Source organism: Alistipes shahii WAL 8301 (assembly GCF_025145845.1).
GTDB lineage: Bacteria > Bacteroidota > Bacteroidia > Bacteroidales > Rikenellaceae > Alistipes > Alistipes shahii.
Genome location: NZ_CP102253.1, coordinates 1279866 through 1305928 on the forward strand (window position 1 = coordinate 1279866; position 26063 = coordinate 1305928).

29 protein-coding genes and 2 pseudogenes are annotated in these 26063 nt (G+C 40.3%); 13 read left to right on the forward strand and 18 right to left on the reverse strand.

Annotated elements, in window-relative coordinates; genetic code table 11:
• The first annotated feature begins 163 nt into the window (after positions 1 to 163).
• Positions 164 to 1234: a site-specific integrase gene (locus NQ492_RS05470; RefSeq protein ID WP_015546410.1), complete on the forward strand. Its 1071-nt coding sequence runs from the start codon at positions 164 to 166 to the stop codon at positions 1232 to 1234.
• Between the two features lie 734 nt (positions 1235 to 1968).
• Here the strand turns inward: NQ492_RS05470 and NQ492_RS05475 are convergent.
• From NQ492_RS05475 to NQ492_RS05515, 9 genes and pseudogenes are all read right to left on the reverse strand, one after another.
• The gene (locus NQ492_RS05475; RefSeq protein ID WP_015546409.1) at positions 1969 to 2331 is read right to left on the reverse strand and encodes a VOC family protein; all 363 of its coding nucleotides are present in this window, start codon (positions 2329 to 2331) and stop codon (positions 1969 to 1971) included.
• A gap of 10 nt (positions 2332 to 2341) precedes the next feature.
• On the reverse strand, positions 2342 to 3067 hold the full coding sequence (locus NQ492_RS05480; protein WP_004371360.1) for a class I SAM-dependent methyltransferase: 726 nt from the start codon (positions 3065 to 3067) through the stop codon (positions 2342 to 2344).
• A gap of 13 nt (positions 3068 to 3080) precedes the next feature.
• Positions 3081 to 3674 (reverse strand): DJ-1/PfpI family protein, encoded by a 594-nt coding sequence (locus tag NQ492_RS05485; RefSeq protein ID WP_370540972.1) that lies wholly within the window; start codon positions 3672 to 3674, stop codon positions 3081 to 3083.
• Positions 3675 to 3681: 7 nt separating this feature from the next.
• Positions 3682 to 4191 carry a hypothetical protein gene (locus NQ492_RS05490; RefSeq protein WP_004371357.1) on the reverse strand — a complete coding sequence of 170 codons (510 nt, stop codon included), beginning with the start codon at positions 4189 to 4191 and terminating at the stop codon, positions 3682 to 3684.
• Positions 4192 to 4198: 7 nt separating this feature from the next.
• Positions 4199 to 5068 (reverse strand): DNA damage-inducible protein D, encoded by an 870-nt coding sequence (dinD, locus tag NQ492_RS05495; RefSeq protein ID WP_015546407.1) that lies wholly within the window; start codon positions 5066 to 5068, stop codon positions 4199 to 4201.
• Positions 5069 to 5157: 89 nt separating this feature from the next.
• Complete coding sequence (locus NQ492_RS05500; RefSeq protein WP_015546406.1) at positions 5158 to 6906, reverse strand: ATP-binding protein; 1749 nt, start codon at positions 6904 to 6906, stop codon at positions 5158 to 5160.
• 5 nt (positions 6907 to 6911) lie between these two features.
• Positions 6912 to 7931 carry an SIR2 family protein gene (locus NQ492_RS05505; RefSeq protein WP_015546405.1) on the reverse strand — a complete coding sequence of 340 codons (1020 nt, stop codon included), beginning with the start codon at positions 7929 to 7931 and terminating at the stop codon, positions 6912 to 6914.
• A gap of 376 nt (positions 7932 to 8307) precedes the next feature.
• Positions 8308 to 8484: pseudogene (locus NQ492_RS05510) on the reverse strand (glycoside hydrolase family protein); the annotation flags it as partial.
• Positions 8485 to 8518: 34 nt separating this feature from the next.
• Positions 8519 to 8947, reverse strand: coding sequence for a DUF3408 domain-containing protein (locus NQ492_RS05515; protein ID WP_015546404.1), 429 nt, complete (start codon positions 8945 to 8947; stop codon positions 8519 to 8521).
• Positions 8948 to 9643: 696 nt separating this feature from the next.
• Here NQ492_RS05515 and mobA point away from each other — a divergent pair.
• Complete coding sequence (gene mobA, locus NQ492_RS05520) at positions 9644 to 10060, forward strand: conjugal transfer protein MobA (RefSeq protein WP_004371349.1); 417 nt, start codon at positions 9644 to 9646, stop codon at positions 10058 to 10060.
• A gap of 87 nt (positions 10061 to 10147) precedes the next feature.
• On the opposite strand, the gene NQ492_RS05525 is transcribed toward mobA, so the two are convergent.
• The 4 genes and pseudogenes from NQ492_RS05525 to NQ492_RS05540 form a co-directional block, all read right to left on the reverse strand.
• Complete coding sequence (locus NQ492_RS05525) at positions 10148 to 10474, reverse strand: RteC domain-containing protein (protein ID WP_004371348.1); 327 nt, start codon at positions 10472 to 10474, stop codon at positions 10148 to 10150.
• Between the two features lie 22 nt (positions 10475 to 10496).
• Positions 10497 to 10730: a hypothetical protein gene (locus tag NQ492_RS05530; protein WP_004371347.1), complete on the reverse strand. Its 234-nt coding sequence runs from the start codon at positions 10728 to 10730 to the stop codon at positions 10497 to 10499.
• 91 nt (positions 10731 to 10821) lie between these two features.
• Entirely contained in the window at positions 10822 to 11802 is a 981-nt protein-coding gene (locus NQ492_RS05535; RefSeq protein ID WP_004371346.1) for a helix-turn-helix domain-containing protein, read from the reverse strand.
• Between the two features lie 141 nt (positions 11803 to 11943).
• Positions 11944 to 12546: pseudogene (locus tag NQ492_RS05540) on the reverse strand (hypothetical protein); the annotation flags it as partial.
• Positions 12547 to 12788: 242 nt separating this feature from the next.
• Between NQ492_RS05540 and NQ492_RS05545 the strand changes: the two are divergent.
• The 11 genes from NQ492_RS05545 (at position 12789) to NQ492_RS05595 (ending at position 21663) form a co-directional block, all read left to right on the forward strand.
• A complete protein-coding gene (locus NQ492_RS05545; RefSeq protein ID WP_015546403.1) occupies positions 12789 to 14012 on the forward strand; it encodes a site-specific integrase in 1224 nt (407 codons plus the stop codon).
• A gap of 25 nt (positions 14013 to 14037) precedes the next feature.
• Positions 14038 to 15192, forward strand: a complete 1155-nt coding sequence (locus NQ492_RS05550; protein ID WP_015546402.1) for a PDDEXK nuclease domain-containing protein — start codon at positions 14038 to 14040, stop codon at positions 15190 to 15192.
• A gap of 231 nt (positions 15193 to 15423) precedes the next feature.
• The gene (locus NQ492_RS05555) at positions 15424 to 15996 is read left to right on the forward strand and encodes a Crp/Fnr family transcriptional regulator (RefSeq protein ID WP_015546401.1); all 573 of its coding nucleotides are present in this window, start codon (positions 15424 to 15426) and stop codon (positions 15994 to 15996) included.
• A 9-nt stretch (positions 15997 to 16005) separates the two neighbouring features.
• Entirely contained in the window at positions 16006 to 16569 is a 564-nt protein-coding gene (locus tag NQ492_RS05560) for a Crp/Fnr family transcriptional regulator (protein WP_032586502.1), read from the forward strand.
• Between the two features lie 99 nt (positions 16570 to 16668).
• Positions 16669 to 17100, forward strand: a complete 432-nt coding sequence (locus NQ492_RS05565) for a GNAT family N-acetyltransferase (RefSeq protein WP_015546400.1) — start codon at positions 16669 to 16671, stop codon at positions 17098 to 17100.
• A gap of 213 nt (positions 17101 to 17313) precedes the next feature.
• The gene (locus NQ492_RS05570; protein WP_024988423.1) at positions 17314 to 17982 is read left to right on the forward strand and encodes a hypothetical protein; all 669 of its coding nucleotides are present in this window, start codon (positions 17314 to 17316) and stop codon (positions 17980 to 17982) included.
• Between the two features lie 29 nt (positions 17983 to 18011).
• Complete coding sequence (locus tag NQ492_RS05575; RefSeq protein WP_015546399.1) at positions 18012 to 20303, forward strand: outer membrane beta-barrel family protein; 2292 nt, start codon at positions 18012 to 18014, stop codon at positions 20301 to 20303.
• Between the two features lie 12 nt (positions 20304 to 20315).
• On the forward strand, positions 20316 to 20567 hold the full coding sequence (locus tag NQ492_RS05580; protein ID WP_128824472.1) for a 4-fold beta flower protein: 252 nt from the start codon (positions 20316 to 20318) through the stop codon (positions 20565 to 20567).
• Positions 20568 to 20587: 20 nt separating this feature from the next.
• Positions 20588 to 20827, forward strand: a complete 240-nt coding sequence (locus NQ492_RS05585; protein WP_024988420.1) for a hypothetical protein — start codon at positions 20588 to 20590, stop codon at positions 20825 to 20827.
• The gene (locus tag NQ492_RS05590; RefSeq protein WP_024988419.1) at positions 20781 to 21200 is read left to right on the forward strand and encodes an RteC domain-containing protein; all 420 of its coding nucleotides are present in this window, start codon (positions 20781 to 20783) and stop codon (positions 21198 to 21200) included. Before NQ492_RS05585 ends, NQ492_RS05590 begins: the two co-directional genes overlap by 47 nt.
• Positions 21201 to 21330: 130 nt before the next feature.
• Complete coding sequence (locus tag NQ492_RS05595) at positions 21331 to 21663, forward strand: helix-turn-helix domain-containing protein (protein WP_024988418.1); 333 nt, start codon at positions 21331 to 21333, stop codon at positions 21661 to 21663.
• 55 nt (positions 21664 to 21718) lie between these two features.
• On the opposite strand, the gene NQ492_RS05600 is transcribed toward NQ492_RS05595, so the two are convergent.
• The 5 genes from NQ492_RS05600 to NQ492_RS05620 all read right to left on the reverse strand — a co-directional run bounded on the left by NQ492_RS05600 (position 21719) and on the right by NQ492_RS05620 (position 26063).
• Entirely contained in the window at positions 21719 to 22438 is a 720-nt protein-coding gene (locus NQ492_RS05600) for a hypothetical protein (RefSeq protein ID WP_015546396.1), read from the reverse strand.
• Between the two features lie 4 nt (positions 22439 to 22442).
• Complete coding sequence (locus tag NQ492_RS05605) at positions 22443 to 23366, reverse strand: relaxase/mobilization nuclease domain-containing protein (protein WP_015546395.1); 924 nt, start codon at positions 23364 to 23366, stop codon at positions 22443 to 22445.
• The gene (locus tag NQ492_RS05610) at positions 23332 to 23715 is read right to left on the reverse strand and encodes a MobC family plasmid mobilization relaxosome protein (RefSeq protein ID WP_004310825.1); all 384 of its coding nucleotides are present in this window, start codon (positions 23713 to 23715) and stop codon (positions 23332 to 23334) included. Before NQ492_RS05610 ends, NQ492_RS05605 begins: the two co-directional genes overlap by 35 nt.
• Before the next feature lie 145 nt (positions 23716 to 23860).
• Positions 23861 to 24826 (reverse strand): toprim domain-containing protein, encoded by a 966-nt coding sequence (locus NQ492_RS05615; RefSeq protein ID WP_015546394.1) that lies wholly within the window; start codon positions 24824 to 24826, stop codon positions 23861 to 23863.
• A gap of 163 nt (positions 24827 to 24989) precedes the next feature.
• Positions 24990 to 26063: an AAA family ATPase gene (locus tag NQ492_RS05620; protein ID WP_015546393.1), complete on the reverse strand. Its 1074-nt coding sequence runs from the start codon at positions 26061 to 26063 to the stop codon at positions 24990 to 24992.

The following is a 26063-nucleotide window of genomic DNA, read 5'->3' on the forward strand; positions in this document are numbered from 1 at the left end:
TGAAAAAACGTGATTGTAAACGAGGTTTCGGTTTCCAAATCGTTACCTCGTTTACTTTTGCTATTTATTGCGTATTATTTTGAATTGCAATATATTGCGTTGTTATTCGTCTTGACAACCGACTCTGCTGAAATTATTTTTGCAACCCTCAAAAAGCAGAGTTATGCGTAGCACGTTCAAGGTTCTGTTCTACCTTAAAAGGAACAAGGAGCAGCCTCTCGCTCCGGTCATGGGTCGTATTACGGTCAATGGAACGATTACCCAGTTCAGCGCCAAAATCGAAGTCCCGGTTCGCCTGTGGGAGGTTAAAGGCGGTCGTGCGAAAGGCAAGAGTGTCGAAGCCGATCGTATCAATCGCTATTTGGACAATATTCGGGGGCAAATCAATAAACATTATCAGGATATTTGTGATCACGACAGTTATGTAACGGCCGAACGGGTACGGAACGCCTATCAGGGTTTCGACCGGAAATACCAGACCCTGCTCGAAGCATTCGAAAAATTTACGGTAGACTATCGAAAACGGGTTGGTGTCGATCGTGCCCGCAGGACCTGGGAGCGTTACTGTAAATGTTCCGAACATTTGCATTCTTTCATGGAAAAGGTGTATCGGGTCAAAGATATGCCGCTTTTGGAATTAGAGCAGTCCTTCATTGAAAAATTCCATACTTATCTATTCCATGACCTCGGAATGTCCCCCAATGGATTGTCCGGTTATCTTAAATGCCTGAAATATGTAGTCAAAATGGCTTTCAATAACGGTTGGATGCCCCGCAATCCTTTTGCCCTCTACCGCTATACGCCTCCGCAGGTCGAGCGGGGATACCTTACGAACGAGGAGTTACAACGTCTGATGACCACACCACTTCGTCATAAATGCCAGGCGCGGACAAGAGACCTGTTTCTTTTCTCCTGCTTTACGGGTATCTGTCACGCGGATATGCGATCGCTCGAATGGAAGCAATTCGAGCAGGACGCTGCGGGCAATTGGTGGGTTTCGGGTAACCGGATGAAGACGGGCACCAAATACTTGGTCAGATTGTTACCCGTTCCGTTGTCAATTCTGAATAAATACAAAGGTCTGGCCGGGCCGGAGAAGGTCTTTCCGATGTCCACAGTCAAAGTGATGGATCGAAGCCTGAAATTCATCGCCGCCGCCTGCGGCATTGAAAAGCAGCTTTCGTTCCACCTTGCAAAGCATAGGAAATTCTATAAATGTCAAATAATCAACTGATTATATTGTTTATCAATAAAGGGAGGTAACGATAAGGAAACCAGCGAGCTTCTATACTCTACCTTGTTTTGCCATTTCAAAGAACCACTTTGTTTGTTGCAAAGATAAGAGTATATCGTGAGAAAAAAGAATTTTCTCTGAGTTATTTTCGTAAGGCTGTCCATTGGGGCTGCTTTTTGTTTTCCGGGTATTCTATTCTTATGATAAATGTAGTCTCCGAAAACTGCGTTTTCTGTTTTCGCCCTGCTTCTCTGTCTGCAAATCCTCTACTTATGCCCATATATCATGTCGGGATCGGTTGTTCGTTGTCAGCGGCAAAGGTAGTTCCGGGCTTTTACGGACAAAAAAGGTCGAGGCGGCAAGCCGTTTAGACGACAATCTCCACACTTCCATTTCATTGCAGGTAGTATTCTCGCCGTAAAACCTTGTTTGTCCTAAGCCCTACCTTTTTACGCCACTGAAACGAAAACGACCGACCCGACGGAAAGACGCAAAAAAAGGTCGGATATGCGAGAAGCAGGTAAAAAGAAAATGGAAACTCAACTCCCTCTCCTCTGGAATCCGCATAAAATCAGACAAGATGATTTATTCTGAAGTAAGGATGGAACAGGTAACCGTTCAAGAAGAACAGACGGAGCAAAGAAACCCCGATGAGAAACACCTCGTTACTTTTGACAGTGAGTTGAGACGGCTCAAAAGTAACAAGAAGCCAGTATCAAATACTCATATTCCTTTTAATCACTAAAAGGAAGTCTTTGGTAAAATTCCAGCCAATGCCCGTCGGGGTCTTCAAAGGTAAGTAACTTTCCATAAGGTTCTGTTCTTATTTCTCCGATCGTCTTTACTCCTTTGTTCTTTAATTCCTCATATATAAGTTCGATGTCGTCAATTTCAAACATAATTCTTGTTTTGCTTGCAACTACATCACCTTTGTGTGCCGGTCTTTGAAGAATGGCAAATGAGGTTTCTCCAAAATTAAATTCAATCCAATCTCTATCTGTCAGTTTCACCTCAAAGCCTATATCCTGATAAAATTGCTTTGATTTCTGTAAATCACTTACATAAATCCAACAAGCGTATATCTTTCTTGGTTTCATTCTTTTGATATTATTGATGTTTGATTTTGAGCAGACCGAAAAACGGGGTTATTTCTTGAACCTCCACAAGCTTCAAACGAACTTTCCTCAATGTCGCTTTCAAATCTTCGATAGAGTGGAACCAATATTCAGGAGGCGTATTCTCTTTCATGTCCTGCCAAGTATAGATATGTCCCTCTTGCAGATATGGCTTGATATGATTTTCATACACTTCTTTCGGGGTGGTATATTCCAACAGATAGCGATAGACTTCATTGAACTTTTCGGGAGATGCGTCCGGATTGAACAAGATGATTTCATCTGCCATTACCATTTCACCCTCTGCTTTCAGCACCTGCTTCACGGTTTCAAACAGTCTTTCCTGCTCATTCCATTCCACTTGATGCAGAACGAGCGAGGAAATGATTAAATCCACGCTTTCAGCCGACAGTTCCAAATTTTGAATGCTACCACACTGAAACGAAACATTATCATAGTGCTTATAAGCATCCTTTGCCTGTGCAATATTCTCTTGGCTCGTATCTATTCCGAGAGCGGATATAAAATGAGGAACGAATGGCTGCAAAGATTTTCCCCAACCACATCCCAAATCCATCACCTTGTTCCCTTTCTTGACCGTCGCAAATTCAAACATCTGTTCACTCAATGCTTGTGTGGACTCAAACGTGTCTCTTCCGTCAGGACTAATCGTTCTTTCGATATATACGGATAAGTTCTTCTCCCAGTTCTTTTCCATATGAAATTATTTATTATCTCACAAATCCGTTTTTATAGAAATCATACCATGAAGCAATGTTTTCGGGAGTATTAGCTTCCAACAATAGAAGCATCTCACGAGTGAATTCTAAATGTCCTACACCGTTTGCCGTAACGATGTTCTTATTACTGATGGCTTGTGCTTCCACATAATTCTCTGCGTTAATGTAACTAGTACCGCCCCATTTTTTGAGTTGGTCAAGACCGTTGCCTGTATGTTTTACTTTGTTCAGAAAACCATGCGAACATAGGAACGAAGCTCCATTGCATATCGCTCCGACGATTTTACCTTTATCCAAAGCTTCTTGTACCAAAGGGACGACAAGTTTTGCTTCGGGTGTGTCCCAACAATTGCCACCGATAAGCACTAAGGCTGCATAATCTTTCGGCATATTCTCGAAAGAATAATCGGGTAAGGTCTTAAAACCACCGATAGAACGGACAGCGTCCAAGGTCGGAGCAACGGTATGCACTTCGTATTTTATTTCGCCACCCGGTATCACGCCGACATGAAGAGCCGTGGAGAGAAACGCCCCTTCCCAATCTGTGTATTCATTCAATATGATAAATAAAACTTTCTGTTTCATCATCAGTTCATTTATTTTGTTTTCTATCTGCCGTTACTTTCGCCACGGTTTGCCATTCGTTATTCTCATTCATTCGTTCTTTTCTCCACAAAAAAGAAGAAGTCGTAATATCGGAGAATACATACCTCATTTTTTCTGTCGTATTTTCGGTTAGGATAATTTCTTCGCCGACCTTTCGGGCTGTCAATTGGATAGCCTCTCCCATACAACCGTAGAATATATCCCAAGCCATAGTCTTAGGGTTGAAAATGCGAAGCGTCGTTCCATATTCTGCATCGGGTTGTTTGTTTCGTAGGCGTTCCTCACGAGAGGGAACGATAAAGAGGTCTTGTACTGCCATACCATCCAAAACTCGGGAGAATATCCACTCACCCTTTACTCGTCTCGGTTCGGCTTCTTCCAAATGGTCGTCCCAAATAATGTCCCATTCGCCTATCAGACCTCCGAAGAAATCATATTCTTCGGGGATTCGTCCATTCCTTGCATTACTACACAATGCTGTTATAAATTCATTCATATCATTTTTATTTCTTGTTCTTCGGAAGTTTTTGCGAAGCTTGTTCTATTTTCTTCTCATCTCGAGTAACCTTGCGTTCCAACTTCTTTATATCTTCTGCAGCAGGCAATTCTTCTGGTTTGATACCACGGTTTCCCAACATGGCACGCACACTTTGATTGTTTTGAATATGCTCTCGAGTGATGGACGGTTCTCCGTAAAGGTCTTTGTTTTCTACATTGTAATTGGTCATTTCCGTGGCGAGATTTTTAGCAGCAATGGTAAGAGTGGGCAGAAAGTCTGCCAGCGGTCTATTGGATTTCACGCCCAACCGTTTTTTCATATCTTCCGTAGTGTGCCCCCCGAAAAGAGCCGTGTCACCTTTGGAGCGTATTCGTCCAAAACCTTTATCGTCCACACCGCGTTCATATATATTTTGCGACAATTGTTTTTCTGCTGCTCTCAATTTGTCCCGTGTTTCCAAGCGAGAAAGCAAGTTTAGTCGCTCTTCTATCAGCTCAGCCTTCCGTGTTTGAACAGCAAAATAACTTTGGGCAAAGGCAATCTCTTCTTTCTTTGGATCTCCGTTTTGAGCAATGAGATAACAAGCGTAACGAGTAAGCATAAAATCAGAAACTTCACGCTTGGCACCACTACCCAAATCTACCATTTTCGTGACTTCACGAAAATGGTCATCTACATTGATGTCCTGTGACTTGCACGAGGCGACTGCCCGATGTATGGCAACGAGAAAATTCTCCCAGCGAGCATAGCCCAATATCGTTTGCAGTTCTCGTGCAAACCAAACCTCGATTTGATCTTTGGCATCATCACTTTCTATATGCCGAACAATGCCGTCAAAAGTTGATTTATATTGTAATATACTATTCTTATCCATTGTTTTTTTTCTTGTGAATCCTTCAATTGTATGGGGGTGATAACAAAAAACAACATCAGCAAACCTCTAAATACAATATGATTTTTATATTAGAACTTGGATTGTTTGCGAAGTCCAATTACTGCATTTGCAATATCTTGTTTAGCACACTTATTACTCCATTCTTTCCAAAATTTTATAGTTGCACTGTCAGGCTTAATTATTGGTTCTGAGATTAAAATCCTTGTCGGTAACAAAGAAGCATCTCCTACTACCAATGCTTCTCCAATATCTAAGATTGGAAGAACTTCTGTTAGACCGGCAAGATTATCGGGTAAAAGTCTTTTAATTACGGTTTGATCTTCTGCATTAGAAAGCCGTAATGAGATAAAGTTGTTGCATTGACTTAAAACTGTTCTATTAACCTCTGCTGGTCTTTGACTTATTACTACTAGACTAACGCCATATTTTCTTCCTTCTTTTGCAATTCTTTCAAAACTTTTCAAACTTAATTCAGAAACAGCATCTTGACTGGTTCTTTCAGGAATATATAAATGAGCTTCATCACAAAGCAGACAAATTGGATGTTGATTTTCTTTTGTTGTCCATTGTTGAACGGTGAAAATAATTCTTGCAACCAATCCAATTACTAATGGCAAAACATCTGATGGAACCTCCGAGAAATCAATAATTTTAACGCCTGCTTTTTTACCATTAAGTTCTGAACCATGCATTAAAGCACTACAAAGATCATTTAACCAATTTAACTGTAATTCATCATCTGAAACTTGGAAAAGAAACCCAATACGTTTATCGTCTTTTTTTGCTTCAAGTCGTTGAATAAATCTTGTCAACTTTCCAAAGAATGGACCTTGCTTTTCTTTTCCTGCAGCTCCAGGAACCATTCCTTCGTCAAGGCGTTTTAATTCTTGAAGCACCTTTTCTAATTTATAAGGGATAGGGCTATCAATAGTAATACTATCTTTGAAAATAGTATCTTTCACTTCATCAAGATATTTTTGTTTTTCTGTAAATACGGTTTTAGAAAATAGCATTGCTTGATTGGGGGCATTGCTATCACTACGGTCAAGCAACATTGCTAACATCTCTTCGTAAGTCAATAACCAATAAGGCAACATCAAAATGCCGTTTGTAAGATTACCTTTTTTCCCTAAATCAGAAGGATTGGCAATTCTGAAATGCTGTATTCCGTCTGCCTTAAAATTCTCTCCACTATATTCTCCGTGTATGTCAAACAAGATAGAATTTGCCATTGGTAATTTAGCAATCTGTTCAATAATTTTGGCAACACACCACGATTTCCCCGAACCAGTACTTCCTACAATAACTGCGTGCCGTTGGAATAGTTTATCTCCATCCAAAAATGCTTCTGCATTTTCATCTATAGAATATTTCCCAATAGAAAGAGGTATTTGATATTTCTCTTTCGTGGAAATAGTTTGCATAAACCTTGTAATGTTTTCTCCGTCTATAGGGAAGCATTTGGCCTCTATTTCTGGAACAGTATCAAGCGTTCTTTTAAACACATTCTCTTTTTCTCCGTGCTTATTTAACAATGTCCCAATTAAGTTCACTTTCAGAATATTTTCTGTAAAAAGAAAATTATTCAATCCTAAATCTTCACCTACTGGTTGCTCATCATCAGTAGCCTTACGAGTTATACGATTTATAATTCCAATTAAATATTGTCCAGCTTTTGAGCTTTTGATTGCAACCAAATGATTAACCTGTAACTTTCTTAACTTATCAAGTTCTTCAACTTTTACGATAAGCGTTGCTGTGTCAACGCTAAAAACAGTTCCGATAGAAGCATTATCTTCAAAATCAAAAATTGCCATATTTCCTATTTTATTAGTTTGATATATTCTGAAAGTTGCCAATAGCTAACGCCTTCAATTGTATGTTCTCCCTGATTTGAAGAATATATTTTTGTGTGGTTGCCACGGCTTTCTTCCATAAGTATGTAATTCTTACAATCTCCATCAATTATTGCCTCTTTTGTTTTTGGGGTTAATTCTTTTGTGATTACAATTATTGGTTTTGATTTTATCTGTTGAATGAGTTTTGGTTGAACATGTTCATCATTGAACCCGTAACCAATACACAGAAATCCATTTGCGTTTTGAATTTCTGTATCTGCCTGTGTAAAAATAGTTCTATATGGTTCTTTATGTGTTTCAGCATACTTGCTAAGTCCGGGAGTTACAATCAATGGTTTATAGCCTTGTGGAATATTTTTACATAGTGGCAAATGAATGTTTTCTTTATTCGGTGTTTCAAACCAGTCTAATGATCCATGGACCTTCCATATATTAACCTGTCCGCTATATCCTTTTATATTTGCCAAGGCATTCGTATGAATGCTGTCTGAAAAATGTCCAATATAGTTGTGAGCATATCCTGTACAGATAAAAGCGTTTGCAATACTTGCACTATATTCTGCAATACGATCATAATTGGTAGTAACTATGGAAAGTTTTCTATTAGTCGTTGAAAGCAAATGTTTCATTAATATTGCCAATGGCACTCCCTCTCCATTCAAAACAAATTGTTTGTATGCTTTTAGGTCAGTTTCAGAGATTCGTTCCCAAGTTGCTTTAAGTACAGATTTTAGAACGGTATCGTTGAGTTGTATTTCTAACAATGTTTTCTCTAAATCCTTTGTTTCTTCAAGACTTCTTTTAAACGCCTCAAATTGTTTTCTATCTGGATCCTCTTCAAAGTTTAATGTGTGTTTCAAGTGTTCGCCAAGTGTCCACATTGAAGGCAATCCAAACGAAACAGAAGCACCACTACCTAATACGAGCAATGGGACTTTATTAGACCAATCCTGAAGTTGTTTTAACAATGCATCAAAATCCATATAGCTTTCTTTAATTTATGTTCTTGTGTATAATCTCAGATAATAACCACTCCATATATTCTTTCAAAATTTTCTTATAGAAGAAAGAATTACTTTACCGTAAAGGGATAGAGTTGTTCACTTACACGTTGTTCCGACTTCTTCCATCCCAAACCCTCATAGAAAGCCAATGCCTTTGGAAAAGCTTTTACTCCCAATGTGATTAAAGTAAATTTCTGTCTCAGAATTTGTATATTATAGAGTTTGCCACAAAGTTACTCATTCACAATGAGAAAGGCGAATAAAACAGCAAGAAAATGCCTCTTGTGGAGCATAAAAATGGCGCAAGAGGTGTATTTGGGCATCAGAGTACATAGATCAGGGCAAACTCCACATTTCATCGTTTGACAAGTCCTCTGAGGACTTTGCCCTTGTATCGGCAGAAAGAGACAAATTCACGGTAGAAATTCCTGTCTCCCGATTCTGTCTTCCGCAGCAATCTACTCTTGGAATGCTTGCCGTATCCGAGCAACCTGCCCGTCCCGACATTGTAGGAAAGGACGGCAAGCAGAAGAACAGTTCCATTTTAAACAGCTGAAGATAGGAATTTACAACAGTTTCCTAAATTTCATTTCAGCCAATCTGTTGATTTCATCTTTGTAGGTCTCAAGGTGATGAAGGATAATGTTCTCCACATAGATACCAATGGTCACATCTCTGTTTCTCATCGACATGACTATTTCCGCCAGCGTGTCTTGCAACTCTTTGGCAATATAGATGGTCTTGCGATTTTTCAAAGTATTGCGACAGATGAAAAGCGACTCATAATCGCCCTCGTCAGCCTTTCGCCTTTCTCTTCTTGGGACTTTTGAAAAATCCTTTGATATTGGTTCGTCATTTGGACGTTTCGATTCGACACACTGCTCTTCTGATAGAGAGCGTTTCATCTCACTCTCTTTTTGTTTCATGGGAATACCTTGCGAGATAAGTTCTCGAATGGCAATGGAATCAATCGTTCCGGTTTTCTTCTCTGTCATATTTTTTTGTTTTAATTGTGATACATTCTATTATCTGTTTCAATACGGGCATATTCCCCTCTCCGAAAGAATCCGCCCATTATCGAAGATTGAAACTGCCGTGGATAGAATCCCCTTATTGTTTATGTATTCCTACAGGGTGTTCCATTTTCGCTTATCAGGACAACCGTTCGATTGTATCTGCTTTCGCACATCCCAACGTTCGAGTGAGAGAATCAAGGATATGTTCTTTGATATCCCCCCTTGCCTATATCGCTCATCGAAACGTGATGTTATCGAAGACGCATCCCTCCACCGACATATTCGACAGTGCAAATATATGGCTCGGAGATGCTGTAATCAGCGTGATTTCCTTTAGTGCGTACTTGTGGCGTTAATTTGGATAGTTGTGACTTCATATGAGGTAACGGAGTTAGACATGACGCTTAGTAATTTTGCACCCAAGCGGTAAGCCGAAGCTTTCGAGACATAAAGTGCTCTTTTTTGAGTGATTCGTTTTCGTCCTTCATGGACAGACTTATTTGCATCGGGCAAATAGCAAGGTATGTTTTATGCAGCACGACTCCGTTTTTGCAGCATAAAACCCTTGCTCTTGCAGAGAGCTGAAAAAACTCCGAAGTCGTTTTTTCTTGGAGGAGAGAATGCCACATTCTGAATGCCGGTTACGCCGTGAAACACTAAAATCCAAAGTAAGAAATGAAAATGAAGAAAATTCGGAGCGCACGCTCCAAAGAGAAGACAGAAAAGCGTGTTTCGGTCAATTTCACGCCGACGGAATACGCTCATTTCCTCACGATGAAAGAGGAAAGCGGTGTGCCAAGTCTGTCACTATTCATCAAGGCAAGGGTCTTTAACGAGACTTTCCGAGTGATAAAAGTGGATCGTTCCTTGCTTGACTATTATCAAAAACTGACGACTTTGTACGGACAATTTCGCAGTGTCGGAGTGAATTACAACCAGACAGTTGTCGCTTTGAAGAGCAACTTTACTGAGAAAAAAGCCTTTGCAATGCTTGCCAAGTTGGAGAAAATGACGTTTGAATTGGCAATAATTGGAGGTGAAATCGTACAACTCACCCGTGAGTTTCAGGAGAAATGGCAACATCGGCAATAGCCTTTTACTGTGCATTATTATTCCTTAATGAACAAAAATCAGGCTTCCCTCTCATTTTGGGAAGCCTGATTAAGCATTTGAATGCATTTATCGTTTCTTGTATTTTCCGCCTTTCAGGTCACTCTCAACCATTCGTTTGTTCATTTTCTCTCGGAGGTCATCAAGGAAATAGGTGCGACTGTCATCCTTGCGGTGTTTCATGTTCATATAGACGTTGTAGCAGTTCTTGATTTCTACACCCAAGATTTCAGAAAAGGCATCTGCCAATTCTTCTATACCAATTTCACCATCGTTAATACAGCCATAGGTATCGAGTGCATAGAGTAGTTCGACCAAGTCTGTTGCCCTGCCTGTCCAACGGAGTTTCTTCGCAGGTCTGACTGGCAAAGCAGGAAGAAGCCCCTGCATTCGCATCCTCAACAATAGCAACTCTGTGTCAATAACACAGAGCAGTTCCGATACATTTTTTCCCCATTTCGGTTGTTATACCTATTTTTTCAACCATACCTCTTAAATGGAATCGAGTAAAGTTCAATGTGCGAAACAATGAAACAAGATTTTCTTCACTATTCCCCAACTTTATGATTTCTCTGATAAGGTCATCGGTTGCTTCCGTACTTTTATTAGAGAATAGCATCTCAAAAGATGCGTTTTTAATAAGTCTTTTCATATTGCCTGATGGTTTTTGCAGGCAAAGTTCTGAAGATTGTTCAGGGCAAAATAACCCTCAAACGGCAAGTAATATCCCTATTGCATAAAACTCACAAAGAGTCGAGATATTGCTTGGGTTTTATTCTGTGATATTTGCGGAAAGCCTCCGTGAAGTGGCTGAGATTGGCATATCCGATTTTATAGCCTACTTCGGATACAGAGTAAAGACGAGTGGAAAGCAGTCGTTTTGCCCATTCCATCTTTTCGGATAGGGCATACTCGGCAATCGCCTTGCCGATAACCTGCTTGAAGCATTTTTGCAGTTTGGAGCTACTCATTGCTGCTTCACGTGCCAGTTCGGGAATGCTCGGTACGTTGTTTAAACTTTGTAAAATCCGGCGACGGACACGGAATACTGCTTCCACATCGTTCAAATTCAAGTTGGAAAGAGATTTTACTTCCGAACGCTTTTCGAGTTTTTCAAGGAATATTGTCAGCAGTTCTATTGCCTTTCCGTGCAGATGGAGGGGAGAGAAAGGCGCATCGCTTTTGGCTATCGCCTTGATGCCATCCAATACTTGTTGCATCGCAGGTGTGATAGTCTCGAAGAGATAAAAAGACTTGTCCGACAGGAGCAACCGACCGATATAGGTTTCGTGAGCCGTATCCATTTGCTCTATCCAATCCTTGTTGAAAGTCAATGTGATGTTTTCATACTGCCGTTTAGGCGCGAAAGTCCATTCCGTAGGGATATTGCTCGAAGGCATAAAGATACCGTCAAGTGTATCCACCCCAACCGTTTTCGTGCTTGTACCGATAATCTGCTCGTGTTTATGCTCGTTGATATAAAACATCACGGGAATCCATTTCGAGTTTTCCACCGAGCGACGCACCATTGTCATCGGTTCGTATGCCATAAAACTGATGTAGGTCAATGTGAGCCACGGCAACGGGTAGTATTGCTTGAAAAAGCCGCTGCCCACCGAAGGCGGAATGGTAAAACCGTTATCCGTTACCGATGTGCCAAATTGCTCGGCAACCATCTCCATCCAATCTTCAGGCTTATTGATTGCACAAAATTCTATGATCATATCATTATACCTTTCTGCAAATTTACAAATAAACAAGGATAAAAAAGAAGATTTCCTTATACTTTTATCCTTGTTGAATCACATGCTCTATAAAAAAACAAGAGTATTCCTTTTTGAGGGAATACTCTTGCGATATGGGATTTACTCAAACGCGACTAAACTTGAAGGTACTCCCACGGCAGTAACAACGGGTGTTTGCGAGCATTCGCCCGTCTTGGTATTGTAGGTATAGTAGCCCGTTCCGTTATTGCACGTCATACCAAAGACGATGAAATCTTTGTAGCGGGTTATGGCAAAAGAACCGTTACTGTCGGTCATCGGCAAATCGATTTTTTCGATGGTTTTGTTCCAAATGTCGATTTTCACGGGCTGGAAGTCTTTCTTGAGTATTCCGAATTCAGTGTCCGTTACTTTCAGACAACTATATACTATGCCGTTACCTGAATAGTAAGACTTTATCATATATTGCCCGGTCTTGCCCATTCCCTTGATGGTCGTTTTCGACAGGTTGAACAGGTAGTCAGCATCCCATTGGTCGCTTCCCTTGCGGATACGCAGGAATCCTTCCTTATCGGCAACGTTGAAGTTGTTGCCAGCACTGTAAAAGTAGATGTCGCCCCGCTCGTCTATGAATGCATCGGAGTGACGAAACAATCCGACCACACTTGTGCGGCTGTCCTTGATGACCTCGGTCTTTTTCGTTTTAAGGTCAACAACAGCCACCTCTGCCCCCGTCCCCGGTACAAACCATAGAAATCATAGGAAAACAAAAGAATTTATTCACCTTATTATCAACAACTTGCATACTTCTTATTTTCTCCATTTTTGCCATATTTTGCCCATTTTCTGTTATTCAGTACACTTTTAGTACACTTTGAAATATCATTTTCTTTTGTACCTTTGCAATATCAGAAAACAAAAGAAAATCAACTATTTAGCGTAATCACCCGGTTATGGTACCTAAATCGGGATAAAACCTCTAAACAATGGCAAAGTTAGAAAATAAAACGAAAGAAAACCCCAAGTTAGAGCAAAATAAGCTCTCGGATGGTAGAATTAGCCTTTACTTAGAGTATTATTTAGGTAGAGAGGAAAAGCCCGTATTAGATGAAAACGGCAATCAAGTGTACTATGATAGTGGAAAGATGCAAGGCAAGCCCAAGTTTGCAGTAAAGCACAACAGGCGAAAAGAAAACCTTAGTCTGTATCTGATAGATAAGCCCCGTACCCCTGCGGAACGTCAGCAGAACAAAGAAACGTTGGAACTTGCTACAAAGATACGTGCAGAGCGTGAGCAGGAATTTAAAGAAAGTATGTTGGGCTATCGGTTAAAAAAAGATAGAACGGTCAATTTCTTAGACTATTTCCAAGCCTATATCAACAGTTATACCAAGAAAGATATTCGCATGGTACAAATTGCGCTTAGCCGTTTTAAGGACTTCTTAAAAGAGCAATACCCCATGAATGAGTTTAGTATCAAACCGGAACTTATTACCAAAGAAATGATGGAGCAGTTTGTAGCCTATTTGCAATCCCGAAGTGTGGGTGAGGGAGCTAAAAGCATTTACCAGCGTTTTAAGAAAGTTATTCGATATGCGATTGACCACGATGTAATGTTGAAAGACCCATGCAAAAGTGTTACCTGCAAAGTGGATAGCCAAATGCTTCGGAAAGATGTTCTTTCTCCCGAAGAAATACAAAAGCTGGCGGCTTGCCATTATGACAACGAGAACCCGAATGTCAGACGGGCTTTTATCTTCTGCCTATACTGCGGTCTGCGCTTCTGTGATGTAAAAGACCTGACCTATAAGAATGTGGATTATGGTAATCGGTTATTGAAGTTTGAGCAAAGCAAAACAAAGGGACATTCAGCCAGTAGCGGTGTGGTTATTCCTCTGAATGACGGTCTATTGTCTATCATTGGCGAAGCCCCGGCAGACAAAAACTGTTTGATATTCGATTTGCCTACTTACGAAAGCTGCTGTAAATCAGTAAAGCGTTGGGTAAAGAGAGCCGGGATAGACAAACATATAAGCTGGCATTGTGCCCGGCACTCGTTTGCCGTGAACATTCTGAACAATGGGGCAAATATAAAAACCGTAGCCAGCCTTTTAGGACATAGCGGATTGAAGCATACGGAGAAGTACACCCGTGCGGTGGATAAATTGAAAGAGGAAGCAATAAACAGCTTACCCGAACTAAAGTTTTAACCATAAAAGACTTATCTTTGTAACTATGAACTTTGAAGCATTAGTAAAACATATCAGCACGATACAGAACACGTTGCAGGCACAAGCCGCACATGCTGTAAACCTTGCCCTTACTTCCCGTAACTGGCTTATGGGTTGCTATATCGTAGAATTTGAGCAGAACGGAGAAGACCGTGCCGCCTACGGTGAACAACTGTTGAAGAAGCTGGAACAACGACTGAAAACAAAAGGGCTGAATGAACGTAGATTCCGTGAATTTAGGCGGTTGTATCTTGTTTATCCACAACTAAAAAAACCTGTTACACAATACATTGCATCACAAATTCAAATTCGGCAGTCATTGACCGCCGAATTCACTGAACCAATTCGGCGGTTGATGACCGCCGAATCTGAAAGTGGAGTTTGGAAACTATCAACAGAATACCCACAAACCGAAACATGGATGATTCCAGCTGATAGATTATTCAATAAATTATCTTCCACCCATTTAAACACTATATCGGGAATTGAGAACCCGGTAAAACGTGCTTTCTATGAAATGGAAACTATTCGTGGCTGCTGGTCTGTAAAGGAGTTGGAGCGACAAATCGCATCTTTATATTACGAACGTAGCGGACTATCCAAAAACAAAGAAGCCCTCTCCGCTTTAGTCCAGCAACAAGCAACCTTATTACAACCTAAAGATGTTATCAATACTCCTGTTACTTTGGAGTTCTTAGGGTTGAATGAACGTGCATTGGTGACAGAAACTGATTTGGAACAAGCCATTCTTGACAACCTGCAACACTTCCTGTTAGAAATGGGACATGGCTTCTGCTTTGAAGCCCGGCAAAAACGCATCTTGATTGATGAAGATTATTTCTTTGCCGACCTTGTGTTCTATCACCGTATTTTGAAATGTCATGTTATTGTAGAATTGAAGATAGACAAGTTCCACCATGAGTATGCTTCGCAACTAAATATGTATCTGAACTATTTCAAAGCGGAAGTGATGCAGCCGGATGATAATCCACCTATCGGTATTCTGCTTTGCACTGAAAAGGGAGATACATTAGTAAAGTATGCCACAGCCGGATTAGACCCAAATATCTTTGTACAGAAGTATAGGATAGAGCTTCCAACAGAAGAAGAAATAAAAGAGTTCATTTCCTCCTCAAACTATGAGAGTTACAAACTTTAAAATTGGCGAAAAGGAAAAAGGTTGTTTCTTCTTTCGCCAGCATATACTTTCAGTCAATAGAAATAAGTTTAGTTCGTTTTGGACATATATACAAAAGCACAAACTAAACTCACAATAAAGTGGATTAAAAAAAAAGAGAAGATGTTTTGACAAAGTCAGGAATCTATTTTTGCTTTTTGAGAGAACAACTCACGAAGTTATTCTATATTTCAATTGTAATTAGTTTATAGTATGGAAGATTTTAACTCACAATATGCCAACCATTCGAAATTAGAACAGCTAAAGCAGTTCATTTTGGAACATGGTACTTATATCGAACTCAAAAAGGGCGAACGATTCACTATTCAAGGCAAAGTGAATCATCGGGGAGCTTATATTGAACACGGCTTATTGAGATATACTCGTGTGGATGAAAAAGGAAACATACACATAGTAGGATATACTTTCTCCGGAGAATTTGCAGGAAGTTTATGCACTCTTATAGAACCCAATCAACCGTCATTAGTAACAATTGAAGCCGTTTGCGATACAAAGATTTGTTATATGTCCTATTCAAAAGTGGAGGAATTCTTTGCTGCAAATGTAGAAACCATGCAACTAAAATGTACGCTTGTTGAACAATCATACTTATTAATGTATCATAGATTAATGGATATGTACTGCAAGACCACAGCAGAGCTGTATCTTGACTTATTGAATAGATGCCCCGATATTCAAGAGTACATTACGTTAAAGGAGATTGCTTCTTTCTTGCAAGTCACACCGGAAACAATCAGTCGCATACGCCGTGGACTGAATAAATAGCTTACGATAATGAATGATTTTAATACATATCTCAACAATTTGGACTATTCCCATGTAAAAGATTTATTTGCGAGAAAAGGGATATTGCGTACTTACCATAAGAAAGATTTCTTTATCCGGCAAAATGAGGTGGAACGTTTTGCTGGATGGGTAAAACATGGCACATTTCAATATACGCATATTGACGAAGAAGGAGAAGAGCACATTGTGGGATATGCTTTTACCGATGAATTTGTATGTGACTATTCTTCTTTTATGAAAAGTTGTCTGTCAGCAGTGAGCATTCAAGCGTTAACAGACTGTTCTGTTTATGAAATATCACGCCATGATATTATAGAATGTTGGGAAACGAATATGGAAACTCAACGATTAGGAAGATATGTAGCTGAAAATCTATATGAAATGGTGTATGAACGATTGCTCGATTCGTATTGTACACCTGAAATACGATATCAAAGACTAATGAAACGTTGTCCTGACCTTAAAGATACTGTACCCTTGAAAAGTATAGCTTCTTTCTTAGGAGTTACTCCTGAAACAGTTAGTCGCATACGCCGCAAACTGGAGAAATAGCCAATCTTTTAACATCCATTATACCGGGGTCTTGACAATTGTCAAGACCTTTTTTCTTTATTCTTCCGTATTTTGCATTCATGATTTAATAACATTGATATGATACGTAAATTAACGCAAGAAGAATATAATAATGCGGCTGATTTGTCCTATCAAGTATATATGGAATGTGGCAGGAATGATTTCACCCAAGAAGGTATTGAAACCTTTAAAAGTTTCGTGTATGACACATCGTTGATGAATACACTTGACATATATGGTGCTTTTGACAATCATTTATTGATAGGAATAATCGGTGTACATCAAGAAAGGCAACATATATCCCTCTTCTTTGTCTTGCCACACTATCATCAGCAAGGAATAGGGAAATCGCTATTTGATTATATGATGAGCAATTGTAATTTCACTTATATAACAGTTAATTCTTCAACCTATGCAGAAACTTTTTATACATCTTTAGGCTTCAAAAAAGTGGGTGAAAAAGAGATTAATAAAGGTATTGTTAGTATCCCTATGAAGAGAAATATATAATTATTGTCAATCACTTAAAATAGAGATAAGATGAAAAAGAAAATTACTTTATGTATGGTGCTTTCCACATTCATTATTTGCGCCATGTTATGTCTGACAAATTGTAGTAACGATGATGCCCCTACTTCTGTCTTCACCCCCGAAGCCTATAATCCCAATAAGATGGTGTGGACGTTGAAGAAGATGTATTAACGGATAAGGCTTAAATGAAGTGTGGATGCGACTAATCAGATAATTTCAAACGTTTGGAAAACAGCAATATTTTTGTTGTTTTTTTTATTTCTCGCCCGTCCAGTCAATGCACAAGTACAAAACGGGTGGACTCCAAACGATTCTGTCCGATTGGCTAAAATGCTGAAAGGAGAAATGCCTATCCATATTGATGATGCTTTTAAAAGGGAATTAGAACAGTCTATTATTGGTCATTCGCCAAAAGACGATAATAGATACTGGGATGATTTTAGGTTAGATATTGATTTTAAAGAAGATTTTCCGAATGTAGCAAATATTGGGTGCGCCACAACGTTTCACAATAAATTAAATCATAACAATAATCTATTGAATGGAAATCTAAAATGCAAAAGCCTTATGTTCAATAGTCGGATAGATAAAAATCTACCTCTTATAAAGATTCAACAAAATACAAATATGGCTATTCCTTTAAATAAGAAACTATATTTTAGTGTATATGGAAACTATACACTGGATAAAAAACGGAGTGTGATACTTCCTGCAACTTCTATCCCTTATCAGATAGGAGCAGGATTTTCATATGAGATAGGCAAATATGTCACTATTAAATCCCAAACGAACTACCAATATAACATAATACAAAGAAGATGGGAATGGTTCTTTGGTGCAGGAGTTTCTTTTACCTTTTAATAGTTTTGTAATCAATAAACTGAATTCGTATGATGCGATTAAATAAAATAATACCATTGACATTTTTCTACCTATTTTTAGGTTGCTATCAAACAGTCGCTTGGGGGCAAACGATTAACGGAAAAATAATAGATGACAAACAACTACCTATAGACGGTGCGACTATTATTTTGCAAGCAATGGATTCGACCTATATAGGCGCATCCATTTCCAATTCCGACGGCATATTCGTTTTTAAAAGCCAACAGAAAGAATACCGCTTGATAATACAACACCTTTTATATGAGACTAAACAAATGGTAGGTAAGGGAAATAATGCTGGAACTATTCAACTTCAACCTCAAGACTATGCTTTGGATGAAGTTATTATAAAAGCAGAACATCCTTTTGCAAAAGTAGAGAATGGACTTTTAGGATATAATCTTGCTGTTCTTACCCAAAATCAACTCGTAAACAATGCTTATGAAGCATTGACAAAGATACCGGGAGTACAAGAAGATAGAGGAATACTAACTTTGGCTGGAGCAGGAAAACTGACTGTTATTTTAAATGGTAAACCTACAACAATGGATGCCGGACAACTTGAAACAATTCTGCGCAATACTCCGGTTAGTCGTATAGAAAAAGCAGAAGTAATGTACAGTGCGCCTCCTGAATATCATGTACGGGGTGCAGCTATTAATATGGTTTTAAAACATTCAAACGACTACTCTTTTCAGGGGGAGATAAGTGCTAACTATAAAAACCAATATTTCAATGATGGAGGAATGAATGGAAACTTTCGTTTATCAACTCCCAAAATGGCTTTTGATGTAATGTACGGAGCAAATAACGTAAAAAAGATGGAGTACATAGACCTTGATTCCAAACATACACAAAAAGGTGAACTACATAATATCATACAAAATGAACAGTTGCGTAGCAAGTACTGGAAACACGACCTTAGAGCAGCTTTTGAGTATAACTTCAACAACAAAAACAATATCAATATAGCATACACAGGTAGTTATACCCCCGACCAGTATAATAATAGCCGGACATCAGGCAATTACCAAACCAGCAATGTCGATAAATATATTGACAATCAAATGCGCAATATTACATTGCAATATCATTCAGGCTTTGGACTTGACATAGGTGGTGATTATACATATTATACTTCTAATAATGCCCAAAGACTATATGCTGATTATCAAGATGGAAGTCAGAGTAGTTTCTCTATGGTTGGTGGACAAAAAATAGACCGCTACTCTATCTATGCAGACCAGAAACAATCTCTATCAAAAGGATGGAATCTGGGTTATGGAATTTCCTATCGATTTGCCAAAGATCTTGATTTTCAAACTTATGATAAAGTGACAGGTAACATTCAAACTCAAAATACATATTCCAATCTAAGAGAACAAACTACCAGCTTTTATGTATCATTGAGCAAAAACTATACAACAGGTACATCTTTATCCGTTTCTGCTACGGGAGAATATTATACTATTGGAAATTATCATAAATGGGCAGTTTATCCACAAGCATCGTTGACTTATTTTAAAACACCGAAACATGTGTTTCAACTTTCATTATCTACGGACAAAACTTATCCAAGCTATTGGGATATGCAATCTTCCGTCAGCTATCTTAATGGATATACAGAATTATGGGGAACACCGAATTTGAAGCCAATGACGAATTATAATCTGAATGGAAGCTATATTTTTTTGAATAAGTATATTCTTAGCCTGTTTTTCACGCATACATCAGATTATTTCACACAAGCTGCCTATCAATCTACTGACAGGCTGGCACTAATCTATAAAAACACAAATTGGAACTATATGCAGGTGTGGGGAGCAAATATCATATTACCCTTTAAAGTAGGAAACTGGCTGGATTCCCGATTAACCTTAGTCGGTATGCAAATGCACCAACGCTGTGATGATTTTTTCGACATCCCTTTCAATCGTAAGAAATGGGTATTTAGCGGCACACTGGATAATACATTTAAAGTAAATAAGAATTTGTCTTTCGAGTTAATGGGAAATGTACAGACCCCCGTCATACAAGGGACATTTGATATAGAATCTATTTTTAATCTCACTGCCGGATTGCGATGGAATTTCGCAAATGATAAATTGAGTTTATCTGTCCGTTGCTATGACATATTTGATACAGGGATGCCTGCAACAAAAGTCCGTTTCAAAGGGCAAAACTTGAATATGGATAGCGGATTTTATTCACGAGCATTTACTCTGCATTTCAGTTATCGCTTTGGTGGATATAAGAAAAAGGAGATAAAAGGAGTAGATACATCAAGATTTAGATACTAATTCAAAAATGATATGAGAACATTGTTACTAATTCTGAGTGTTTTATGTTTTGGTTCATGCAAAACATCATTGATTACCTATCGAAATGGATATATATTTGACAAGCAAGGTGAAACGATTGGTAATTATACTAACGGGTATATTTATAGTTCAAAGAGAATACTTAAAGGATATTATTCCAATGGGTATATTTATGATGATAATCACAATATTGTAGGAAATTATGCAAATGGATATGTAAAAATGAAAAACAAAGATGATTAATAATATAATTTCAACACTACATGGAAAGTGTATTACAACAGAGATTTTTCCGTTTATTATCGGAATACTCGCAGTATGAAGTTTCTGAATTAGAGTTAACAGAAGCCATTGAAGAATTGGCTATCCATTTAGCAGATTCCAGTATGAACGAGCAGGATTACAACGTTTTACTGCGTTATTTTTCCTTTGGTTTACACCGTCTTAAATCGTATCGTGTACGGTTTGAGCAAGAAAAAAATGCCCTATCTGCATCTAATTGATGAAGCGATAGGGCTTTTAAACACTGAAATACGCCTTATTGAATGGCGCATCAAGTACCCGAACCAACTACAGCAATGTATTAATAAACAAATCATTTCTCCTCTTTTTCTTGCAGACAAAACAACTCTTATCAACATCATGGAAATGGTAAGCGGTCTGTTCCTCTCCAAAGACATCGTATATAAGAACGGAAAGCCTGCCTATTTGGTGGATTTATCTAAAGGCTTTGAATGGTTGTTCAATATCAAGATAGGCGACTATTACCAAAAACATGAGGACGTGATAAAACGGAAGCCGGGCAAACTGACCGAATTTCTTAATGGACTGGCAGACCTAATCAAAAAGGAACATGACAAGAAAGGATATAGATAATCAGCAACTTATGGTTTATTTATAGGGGATTCCATTAGTTCCCCTATAATTTCTTTGCATCCATTTTTAGAACTTTGCTTCATCAATCGATTGACAAATAAGAATGTATAACCTGAAACATGAAGCAATTATGTATATAGAGAATGACGAATTTGGTGAATGGATGCAGAAGCTGTATGCCAAACTGGAAGAACTCTGCAAAGATGTACGGGTACTACGCAATGCAGACAGGGTACTGCCCGAAGATGACAACCTATTGGATAATCAGGACTTGTGCCTGCTGTTCAAAGTAAGTATCAAAACCCTGCAACGCTACCGGGCTCTCGGTGCGCTGCCATACTTCACTATCAACGGAAAAGTGTATTACAAGGCTTCCGATGTACGGGAGTTCATCAAAGAAAGGTTCAGTATTACCACGCTACGCCAGTTCGAGAAAGAACACTGCACGAAGAAAAAGAAGTAAATCTAAAAAGCCGGAACGGTGAATGTACTTCATCATTTGTTCCGGCTTTCCCTGCTTATGGCTTGCCCAACTTATCGGCTTCTTTCTTTAGCTGTTCGGCTTGCTCGTTCAACAGCCTTGCACGTTCCAACGCTTCCGCCTGCTTTTGGATGCGGTATTCAAAATCCATCACTGAATCGGTCAGACTTCGGATAAAACCGTTATCCCGTTGCCACTTGAACTTGTTTTCCAGCATATCAAAAGTTTCCCCTTCTGCCTGTCCTTGCATCAGCAAATAGCGGTATTTCATATCGTTGTCCTGCAACTGCTGCATACGTTCAGCTAAACGGACATTTAAGAATATGGAAGCGGAACAGATAACCAGCACAGCCGAAAAAAGAAACAATTCCGGACGAATCCAAGAAGCGACTTTGTTGTAAATCCGTTGATAGAGCGGTAAGGGTGCAGCTTCCTCTTTATCCGTCTTGCAAGAGCCCAAAGCGTCAATCATTACCTTGAAACAACGGTAGGTTTCCAATACTATTTTCTTGGTGTCCTCGATATGTTTCTGCTGACCTTGCATCCTGTTCCTTATCTCGTCAAGCTGGCTTCGGATAGCCTGCAAATCCTTTTCGGGAACAGCCGGGTTACTATGCAGTTCCGACAATGCCTGTTCGATTGCGTTCAGTCTTTCGAGAGTTTCCTCCCGACTGGCTGGCGTCACCTGTGTTTCCTGCTTCTCTTTCAGTTCTGTAACCATTGAGAGAAGCCCCTCTAAAATCAAATTTTCCTCCATGTATTTACAGTTTAAGTTGTTTTTTCTTTTTCTTCTTCTTTCTCAAAAAGGAATCATCGGGTATTTCATCAGCCGGGGCTGACAAACCGGAAAACAGACCGTCTAAACCTACAATAAAAGAATTATTCGCTTTGTCGGGTGCTGATACTGATTTCTGAATAGGTGCAGTAACCGTCTGCTTATTGCTTCCGACTATCGCCTGCCCTACATCCCCAAAACATTTATCCAGTTTGGAGAAACTGAAATTACGGTCTATTTCCGAACCCTTGAACGTGTATTCGCCTTTGGAAAAGGAAACGCCCTGTATCTCGCCCGTCTGCCCCTTATACTTGAACAGGATAGTAATACCCTTTTCCACTAACCGTTCCTGTAACTGCTGCCAGTTCTTGGACTTTCCGATTTCATTCTTTACAGCGTTGTAAATCTCGTATTTCGATTTGTCCGGCTCTTTCAAGCGGTGCTGCTTTACTTGTTCTTTTCCACCAGCGAAATAAAGCCCGTGTTTGGCTTTCAGCTTCTTGCATACTTGTTCGTTACGGTACATATCGTTCCTGTCCGAAATAGTCTTGCCGCTGTTGTCTATACGGTTGAACACGATATGCACGTGCGGATGCTCCCGATCTTGATGGCGCACGATGATATACTGCGTATCGGTAATTTTCATTTCACGCATATATTCCTGCGCAAGCTGTATCATCTTCTCGTCTGTCAATTTGGGTGCATCCACTGCCGAATAGCTTAACGCAATATGTCCGACTGGCTTTTTCAAGTCGGGATTCATCCCGGTCTGCATACAGAAGCTGCGGATTATATCTCCCTGACTTTCTGTCAGTACCCCGTCCGCATGGAGCAAAGCCGCCTGTTCCTTGCCCAACACATAGTTTACGCAGCCCTTAAACCCGCTTCCCTTTTTTATTTTTCCAATCATCCGACAACTGGTTTATAATTTCGACAATCCTGTTTTTCAGTTTCACCAGTTCCACAGCCACCAGTGCGAAACCTCCGGCATTTGCCCGGTGTGCCAGTTGGTTGATGTTGTTGGCTTCCCCTGCCAGCTTGCGGATGGTGTCCGCATCCTGCCTATTCAGCCGGGGTATGACCTCTGCCGAAACAACTGCCTGCCGGACATACTCACTGACACGCAACCCGGCTTCTCCGGCTCTCTTTCTGATGGCGTAATACTGCAACTCGGTCAGTTTCGTACTGACAACCCGTTGCTGCTTCTCTATCCGTTTCTTTGCCGGACGTCCCCCCGGCTTATCCTTTATATTCGTCATAGGTTTTTACGTTTAAATGGTGTCTTAAAAATTGCGACCAACGGGAGAAATTTTCTTTGCGGTGAGCAAAGCAAGGTAGTTTCGGTTTACCGAAACATAACCTTGCTCTCCAAATAAACCGCCAGCCGTTGGTAGTCCTGCCGGACTAAATGCCCCTGCCTCTCTTTTGTCTTGGGGCGGCACGTTGTCCGGTTTCCTGCTTCGTTTCCTGCACTTGGCTGGCTGCGTTTTTCTGTTCCTGCTTCCTGCCGCACAGATAATCGTTCAAGTCCGAATATCCCCTATAATTGTGCGAGAAGTCACGCACACGGTAGGGGTATTCCAATTCGATAGCCCGTGTCGCTTCATATCCAGCCTTGTCATTGTCAAGCATACAGTGGATGCGTTCATACGGGTACAGCACGTCAATGGCTTTCGACACATTGGCGGTAGAGTTAAGAATGGCATAATCCTGCCTGTCAAGGTCGGGCATGGTCGGGCAGTTCTTCATCCGGAGCGTGAGGAAAGAAAGATAGTCCATAAAACCCTCGAATACCAAACACTTCTCTCTCGGCTCTCCCTGCTGCCGTATATGGGTGATGTCTTTCGGGGCGATGCAGCCCTTAAAAAAGGAATTGCGAACCTCGTAACCTCCTGCCATGTTCGGGAAACCGATAGCAAAGAACGGTCTGCCGTTATTGGTAAAGTGGAGTTCCTTACATTCTCTTTTTGCTAGTTCGACATTGATACCCCGTCCCTGCAAGTAACGGAGCAATGCCGGATGGGTAAGGTCACGGACTTCCAAATGTTGGAAACTCGGTTCTGTCCTACGCTGGGGAAAAGAAAAACTGACCGGGCGGACGTGCGGTGTCTGTTCCGCTATCCGGTTTAAAAGGTATGGCAGGCTGTCGGAGCAATAGAGTTCCTTTGCCAGTGCAATGATGTTACCGCCCTTGCCTGCACCAAAGTCATACCAAAGGTTGCGGTCAGTGTTCACCTTGAAAGACGGTTCGTGTTCCTCCCTTAACGGTGATTTGTACCATAAGCCGTTGCCCTGCTGCTTGACAGGAGAGTAGCCTAAACTGTGCAGATAGTCTGCGATGGGTATTTGTTTCACATCTTCGATGTTCATAACATTTTCTTTTTTGGGGATTAAAAAATAGTTGAAAAGTGCGCCAGTCCTGTTTAGTCCATTATATATATACCCGTACCATACTAAACCTGCCTGTTCCGATACAGGGAAATAGTAAGTCCGTTCCTCTTATATATACACCCGGACTAAACCAAACTGACTTTTAATAATGGAAATCGGGATTATAGCGGTAGCCCTTGCCCTCTTTCACAATCATACGCTTGTTCACAAGGAACTTGTTAAGTGACACAAGGACATTGCGTCCACGCTCGTAGCCGATACTCGCATAACCCTGTTTCAATGCCGCTATGACATTGGAATAGCCTTGTACCACCTGCTTGCCGAAACCGTTCTCCAACGCTTTCCGGTGTTGCTGTTCGGTCAGTTCCGTAAGCGGAAAGTTCCTGTCCTGCTTAGGTTGTTGGAATACATAACCGTCCACGATTTCGGGCAAAGCGTTGTCATTGATACGGAATGCGAATGGGTCAAATTCCCGGTCACGTATATGCATCGCCTTTACCTCACTTATGTTGCCGTCCTGCTGGCTTTTCGTGATTTGCAGGACGGTTTCAGCCTTGTTGTTCAGTTCCGTGCCGATATGCCCCCTTGTGTTGTCATCCCCCTTGTTTAAATGTAGAACAGTATGGATATGCAGGTTATATCCGCTTGACCAGCGCATCAAGAGGTTGATTAGGTCAGTCGATTCGCTGGGACTGTTGATGTCGTACATCAAGTCACGGATTCCGTCAATGATGAGCAACCCCACATCGGGCATATTTTCAAGCATATAACCGATAATCTGTTTCCGCTTATCGGGTGTCTGCTCCCTTAGCACGATGAAAACAAAATCGTCCCTGTCCTTGTCGGTAGGCAGTCCGGCAAGCCGCAAAATACGCTCCATGACCTTGTGGCAATGGTATTTGCTCTGCTCGGTATCTACATAGAGGATTTTCCGTTTGTTCGGTGGCAGGTATGCCGAATACTTCAGTACCTCGTCATTCTTCAACGCTGCCGCAACGATAGCGGAAATGTTGAATGTCTTTTTGCTCTTGGCTTTACCCGTGGATGCGCTGAAATTACCCAGCGTGCCAATGGTAGAGCCGTTCACCCAAAGTATTTCGGGCGGTACTTCGTAAGTGTCCGTCACCTTTAGATGAATGGTTTTCCAAAGGGCTGCGAAATCCTCTTTCTGCATGGTGATGTCCTGCCCGGCTTCTATCGCTTTTCTATTTTCCAT

Coding starts and splice junctions, on each gene's coding strand:
- NQ492_RS05610 (WP_004310825.1), bottom strand. CDS start 23,715: ATGACGAATATAAAGGATAAGCCGGGGGGACGTCCGGCAAAGAAACGG.
- NQ492_RS05475 (WP_015546409.1), bottom strand. CDS start 2,331: ATGAAACCAAGAAAGATATACGCTTGTTGGATTTATGTAAGTGATTTA.
- NQ492_RS05470 (WP_015546410.1), top strand. CDS start 164: ATGCGTAGCACGTTCAAGGTTCTGTTCTACCTTAAAAGGAACAAGGAG.
- NQ492_RS05565 (WP_015546400.1), top strand. CDS start 16,669: ATGATACGTAAATTAACGCAAGAAGAATATAATAATGCGGCTGATTTG.
- NQ492_RS05620 (WP_015546393.1), bottom strand. CDS start 26,063: ATGGAAAATAGAAAAGCGATAGAAGCCGGGCAGGACATCACCATGCAG.
- NQ492_RS05555 (WP_015546401.1), top strand. CDS start 15,424: ATGGAAGATTTTAACTCACAATATGCCAACCATTCGAAATTAGAACAG.
- NQ492_RS05525 (WP_004371348.1), bottom strand. CDS start 10,474: ATGCGAATGCAGGGGCTTCTTCCTGCTTTGCCAGTCAGACCTGCGAAG.
- NQ492_RS05580 (WP_128824472.1), top strand. CDS start 20,316: ATGAGAACATTGTTACTAATTCTGAGTGTTTTATGTTTTGGTTCATGC.
- NQ492_RS05605 (WP_015546395.1), bottom strand. CDS start 23,366: ATGATTGGAAAAATAAAAAAGGGAAGCGGGTTTAAGGGCTGCGTAAAC.
- NQ492_RS05560 (WP_032586502.1), top strand. CDS start 16,006: ATGAATGATTTTAATACATATCTCAACAATTTGGACTATTCCCATGTA.
- NQ492_RS05585 (WP_024988420.1), top strand. CDS start 20,588: ATGGAAAGTGTATTACAACAGAGATTTTTCCGTTTATTATCGGAATAC.
- NQ492_RS05480 (WP_004371360.1), bottom strand. CDS start 3,067: ATGGAAAAGAACTGGGAGAAGAACTTATCCGTATATATCGAAAGAACG.
- dinD (WP_015546407.1), bottom strand. CDS start 5,068: ATGGATAAGAATAGTATATTACAATATAAATCAACTTTTGACGGCATT.
- NQ492_RS05535 (WP_004371346.1), bottom strand. CDS start 11,802: ATGATCATAGAATTTTGTGCAATCAATAAGCCTGAAGATTGGATGGAG.
- NQ492_RS05530 (WP_004371347.1), bottom strand. CDS start 10,730: ATGAAAAGACTTATTAAAAACGCATCTTTTGAGATGCTATTCTCTAAT.
- NQ492_RS05595 (WP_024988418.1), top strand. CDS start 21,331: ATGTATATAGAGAATGACGAATTTGGTGAATGGATGCAGAAGCTGTAT.
- NQ492_RS05550 (WP_015546402.1), top strand. CDS start 14,038: ATGAACTTTGAAGCATTAGTAAAACATATCAGCACGATACAGAACACG.
- NQ492_RS05575 (WP_015546399.1), top strand. CDS start 18,012: ATGATGCGATTAAATAAAATAATACCATTGACATTTTTCTACCTATTT.
- NQ492_RS05545 (WP_015546403.1), top strand. CDS start 12,789: ATGGCAAAGTTAGAAAATAAAACGAAAGAAAACCCCAAGTTAGAGCAA.
- NQ492_RS05515 (WP_015546404.1), bottom strand. CDS start 8,947: ATGACAGAGAAGAAAACCGGAACGATTGATTCCATTGCCATTCGAGAA.
- NQ492_RS05505 (WP_015546405.1), bottom strand. CDS start 7,931: ATGGATTTTGATGCATTGTTAAAACAACTTCAGGATTGGTCTAATAAA.
- NQ492_RS05485 (WP_370540972.1), bottom strand. CDS start 3,674: ATGAAACAGAAAGTTTTATTTATCATATTGAATGAATACACAGATTGG.
- NQ492_RS05490 (WP_004371357.1), bottom strand. CDS start 4,191: ATGAATGAATTTATAACAGCATTGTGTAGTAATGCAAGGAATGGACGA.
- NQ492_RS05600 (WP_015546396.1), bottom strand. CDS start 22,438: ATGGAGGAAAATTTGATTTTAGAGGGGCTTCTCTCAATGGTTACAGAA.
- NQ492_RS05615 (WP_015546394.1), bottom strand. CDS start 24,826: ATGAACATCGAAGATGTGAAACAAATACCCATCGCAGACTATCTGCAC.
- mobA (WP_004371349.1), top strand. CDS start 9,644: ATGAAAATGAAGAAAATTCGGAGCGCACGCTCCAAAGAGAAGACAGAA.
- NQ492_RS05500 (WP_015546406.1), bottom strand. CDS start 6,906: ATGGCAATTTTTGATTTTGAAGATAATGCTTCTATCGGAACTGTTTTT.